This window comes from Salinicoccus siamensis (assembly GCF_042429615.1).
Classification (GTDB): Bacteria; Bacillota; Bacilli; order Staphylococcales; family Salinicoccaceae; genus Salinicoccus; species Salinicoccus siamensis.
Genome location: NZ_JBHMAH010000017.1, coordinates 1 through 3886 on the forward strand (window position 1 = coordinate 1; position 3886 = coordinate 3886).

A 3886-nucleotide genomic window follows, 5' to 3' on the forward strand; every position below is an offset into this window, starting at 1 on the left:
GACACCATTGGAAGTCTTTTTGAGTTACATGGGTGAAAAGGAACTGTCTAGCTTATTTTGACAAACGAAATTTTTAAAATTTAAAGTAATAATTTAGTGTATTTTATTCGTTATTACTTTTAGTTTTAAGCCAAGAAAGGAGAACATTTATGGATTATTTAAAGAAGTTTATCATGTTTGATAAGTTTATCACGCCTTCTATTGTTCAAATAGTTTTTTGGATTATAGCAGGAGCTGCACTACTGATTACACTTTTCGGTTTGTTGGGTGCTTTATTCAACGGTGAATTTGGTTTGTTCTTTTTAATTTTAATTATCGCTCCTATATTGATTCTAGTTATTAGAATTTACATGGAATTGATACTGCTTTTCTTCAAAATCTACGAAAAACTACATAGTATCGATGAACGTTTAAAAAAGAATTATTGATTTACGGAATAAGTTGAAGGGAGTTCTTTAATAGTGAAAGGTTTTAAACTATCATTTTTATTAGTCGTGTTAACTACTACACTTGTTGCCTGTGGCAATCCAGACAACGATGAAGATAGCACTGATTCACAAATACCATCGGAGGATGAACTCGCCAGCGTACTGGATGTATTTTCAATCGAAGGTGAGAAAGTACCATTCATGGAAGTGCAAGAAAATTCAGAGGGTAAACTCTACCCCCAGACAGCCGGCTATTTTGAAGATGGCCAGTATATTGTCGATGGAATGGGCGGTCACGACATGGATGATTTCCAAACGATGAGCCAAGAAGAAGTGACGGCTGAAATTGATTCGATTGTATCTGAAATTGACGTACCGGTGGGTTCACGCAGCGTCATTGCGATGGATTACACGGTTGAGCCATATTATGAACCGTTGCATATATTCAAATATACATCACCGACAAATGGTTCAGAAACATTGCAGATTCCGATATTCTTCACAATGCCGAATGTGATGACGTATGCCCCGGCAGATATGAACGAAGCACAATTTGATAATTTTGTGAGGACAGAGCGGGAAAATTATTTCATGACGGATTCACCTGTGTCATCAATGGATGTTAAACTCCATGGTGAGGGGTCGGAACCTGCAAAGAATACGACAGCGTATCTGATGTCATTTTCAATCAACGACCCGCTGAAATTCATCGAAGATACAACGCGTTCGGAACGTGAGAAGGCATTCCCTGTATTTAAAAGCGTGGATGCTAATAAATATGAAAGCTGGGTTGAAATCAGACCCGATGCAAATGCGAGAGGCGGCACTCGGAGTCTGTTGATTTATAAGACACCTGAGGTCATTGAGACGTTGAATCTGGATTCTGACAGTGGATTAGTTAAATTGACGGATGAAGATGATGGTGACAAAGTGTATGTTCATGTTATTAATGAATAATACTTAAGAACAGACAGCAAATGCTACCTACAAATTTAATTAACCTAATTATATAAACACGGTTGACTATTAAAATAGTCAACCGTGTTTATCCTTATAATCTTACTGCACGCATTAAGCGTGTAGCCCCAGTCAAAAAACTGGAGCGTGTTACAAACATGGAAACGTTAGTCGTATCAAAAATCAAATTATCACAACAGGCGCGTAAGAAGAAAATATTGAATGACTCTTTTAATAAAATCACTTGTCCTGAAGATGCCTTTATGCTTGCAAATCACTTTTTAAAGGGTGATGTGAAGGAATCTCTGCTTGTTCTAAGTCTTAATATCAAAAATCATGTAGAAGCCGTCTATGAATGTTTTTCAGGCACTTTAAACGCTGCTGCAGTATCTCCACGTGAAATATATCAATTTGCACTACTTAATAACTCAGCTGCTATCATTGTTTTACACAATCACCCATCTGGAGACACAACACCATCAGAGGCAGACATTGATTTTACAAAGCAACTCAATATGGCTGGCACTCTTATAGACATTGATTTTCTTGACCATATCATCGTCTCGGACTCTGAGTACACAAGCGTTCGAGAAAAGCGACCAGATGTATTAGATGTGTGTTCAAACAGTAGATTAGAACTGTTTGTTGCTGATGGAAATGAACATTATTCAAAAAATAAATAAGGATGCTAATTAGCATCCTTATTATTATTTCGTCAGTATTCCAAAATCGTATACTTTTTCTTCTATTTTTCTTTCAAGCATTTTAAAATATTCTCGAAATTTTTCCCACCCCTCGATTTTATATTTGTTAATTATTTTATAGGTTTGATAGAAACCTGCATCCCATCGCTTTACACTCCACTCTGGGTGTTCTAAATGAACAATATCTCTATACTCGAATGCTCTTTCCGTTAAAGTCACAGCAGTATCATAAACTTTTTGAGCCTCTTCAGAAAACACTCTATCTCTTATCAAAGTATACACATAACGTTCCTCACGTTGAAACCTCAACTGTTCTTCGATTTGATTTAAATAATTTTCCTCCGCAAGTTGTGCAATGTGTGCCTTACTCATATAAAACATTTCGTTCTCGATTTCATATAATTCATCATGATAAAAAATGTTCTCTTGTGATGACTGATAACTTGCATTTACGTTAAATAATGAATAAATGATGCAGTCGTTTACAAATTCAGACCACTCATCAGTTTCCATGGTTTGTTGAGTTGGAGTTTTAAAGTTATCATTATCGTTCAGCCAAGTATGTGTAATAGATTTACGTGCAGCAAATGTGACAGCCACTCTTTCATAATTCTCTTTTACAATCGATACGCCATTTGCTTTATAAGCAGAACCACTGTATATAACCACATCTCTTTGTGAGTTGTATACATTATTTGCTACAGAAACAAAATATCCGAATGCATCAGTGAGTAACTTTCCTCTATGACTTTCTGATTCGTTAACATTAAATATTGAACTGAACTGTGGATATGGTTTATCTTTATAGTCTTTCCGACCCTTTGTCGGCTCTCTTAACCAATTAGATAAAAATTTCTCACTTTCAACCATTCTCACTGTTTTACTCCCTATTTCTTTAATACCTATAGGGGTTAAATGCTTTACGGACAGTTCAAAATTTCTTTCAAAATTTTGAACAGGTGTATCCCTCATCGAATAAACACTGAATGTTACAGCCCATATATTAGTAACATCTGAAAACTCTCCAGACTTTAAAAGCATACCCTGTTTAAATTGAAATTCTTTGAAAAACAGGTCATTAAATTTTTCCCAGTATGCCCCACCATTTAAAAACAGGGGTTTACTGAAAAATGCAATATGCACATTCGATAAATTGAACGTTTTCTTCAACTTTAATATGCGATAGAAAAATTGTGCATATAATTGCTGGGATGCCTGGCCTGCATTTTCATTTTTCATCATATTATTCATTTTCGTTAGGGCACTACCTTGTTTAGAAGTTCCTTTTGCACCAGCATCATTAGCAGTTGCATAAGGTGGATTAGCGAAAAACACAATTGGCTTATCTTCCTTCAATGCTTCAAATAAATCATTCGGCATTTTTAAATCAAATAAATTAAACTCCGGATTTATATCTATGTCATCGTTTAAAAAATCGTATTGAAATGATATATTATCCTTATTGTAAACTTCACCCATGTTTAATTCCTCTTGAAACAATGTCGAAGAATACAGCTCTTTAAACTGGTAATCACGTGTTAAATTTTTTGTTCCGCACGCTGGGTCCCATACAACATTATAATGGACCCAGGATTTTAGACGCGAAAGAAGGAGATGTTAAGGTAGGTATATGAAACGTAAAAGATATACACCCGAATTCAAATCCCAAGTTGTGTTGGAAGTCTTGAAGGAAGAAAAAACAATGAACCAGATCGCTTCGGAACGTAGCGTCCATGTGAACCAGCTGCATAATTGGAAAAAGCAGTTCCTACAGGAGATGCCACAGATTTTTGACAG

Annotated in this window: 5 protein-coding genes; 4 read left to right on the top strand and 1 reads right to left on the bottom strand. The window is 35.6% G+C overall.

Translation table 11 applies throughout. From position 1 onward, the window contains the following. The first annotated feature begins 149 nt into the window (after positions 1 to 149). From ACFFLE_RS07115 to ACFFLE_RS07125, 3 genes are all read left to right on the top strand, one after another. The gene (locus ACFFLE_RS07115; protein WP_380570447.1) at positions 150 to 428 is read left to right on the top strand and encodes a DUF4282 domain-containing protein; all 279 of its coding nucleotides are present in this window, start codon (positions 150 to 152) and stop codon (positions 426 to 428) included. Positions 429 to 461: 33 nt separating this feature from the next. Continuing rightward, entirely contained in the window at positions 462 to 1385 is a 924-nt protein-coding gene (locus ACFFLE_RS07120; RefSeq protein WP_380570448.1) for a hypothetical protein, read from the top strand. 158 nt (positions 1386 to 1543) lie between these two features. After that, positions 1544 to 2068, top strand: a complete 525-nt coding sequence (locus tag ACFFLE_RS07125; protein ID WP_380570449.1) for a JAB domain-containing protein — start codon at positions 1544 to 1546, stop codon at positions 2066 to 2068. A 24-nt stretch (positions 2069 to 2092) separates the two neighbouring features. Here ACFFLE_RS07125 and ACFFLE_RS07130 read toward each other — a convergent pair whose 3' ends face one another. Next, on the bottom strand, positions 2093 to 3568 hold the full coding sequence (locus tag ACFFLE_RS07130) for a hypothetical protein (RefSeq protein ID WP_380570450.1): 1476 nt from the start codon (positions 3566 to 3568) through the stop codon (positions 2093 to 2095). Between the two features lie 151 nt (positions 3569 to 3719). Between ACFFLE_RS07130 and ACFFLE_RS07135 the strand changes: the two genes are divergently transcribed. Beyond that, positions 3720 to 3886: transposase (locus ACFFLE_RS07135; RefSeq protein ID WP_380570451.1), on the top strand; the 167-nt coding region annotated here is incomplete at its 3' end.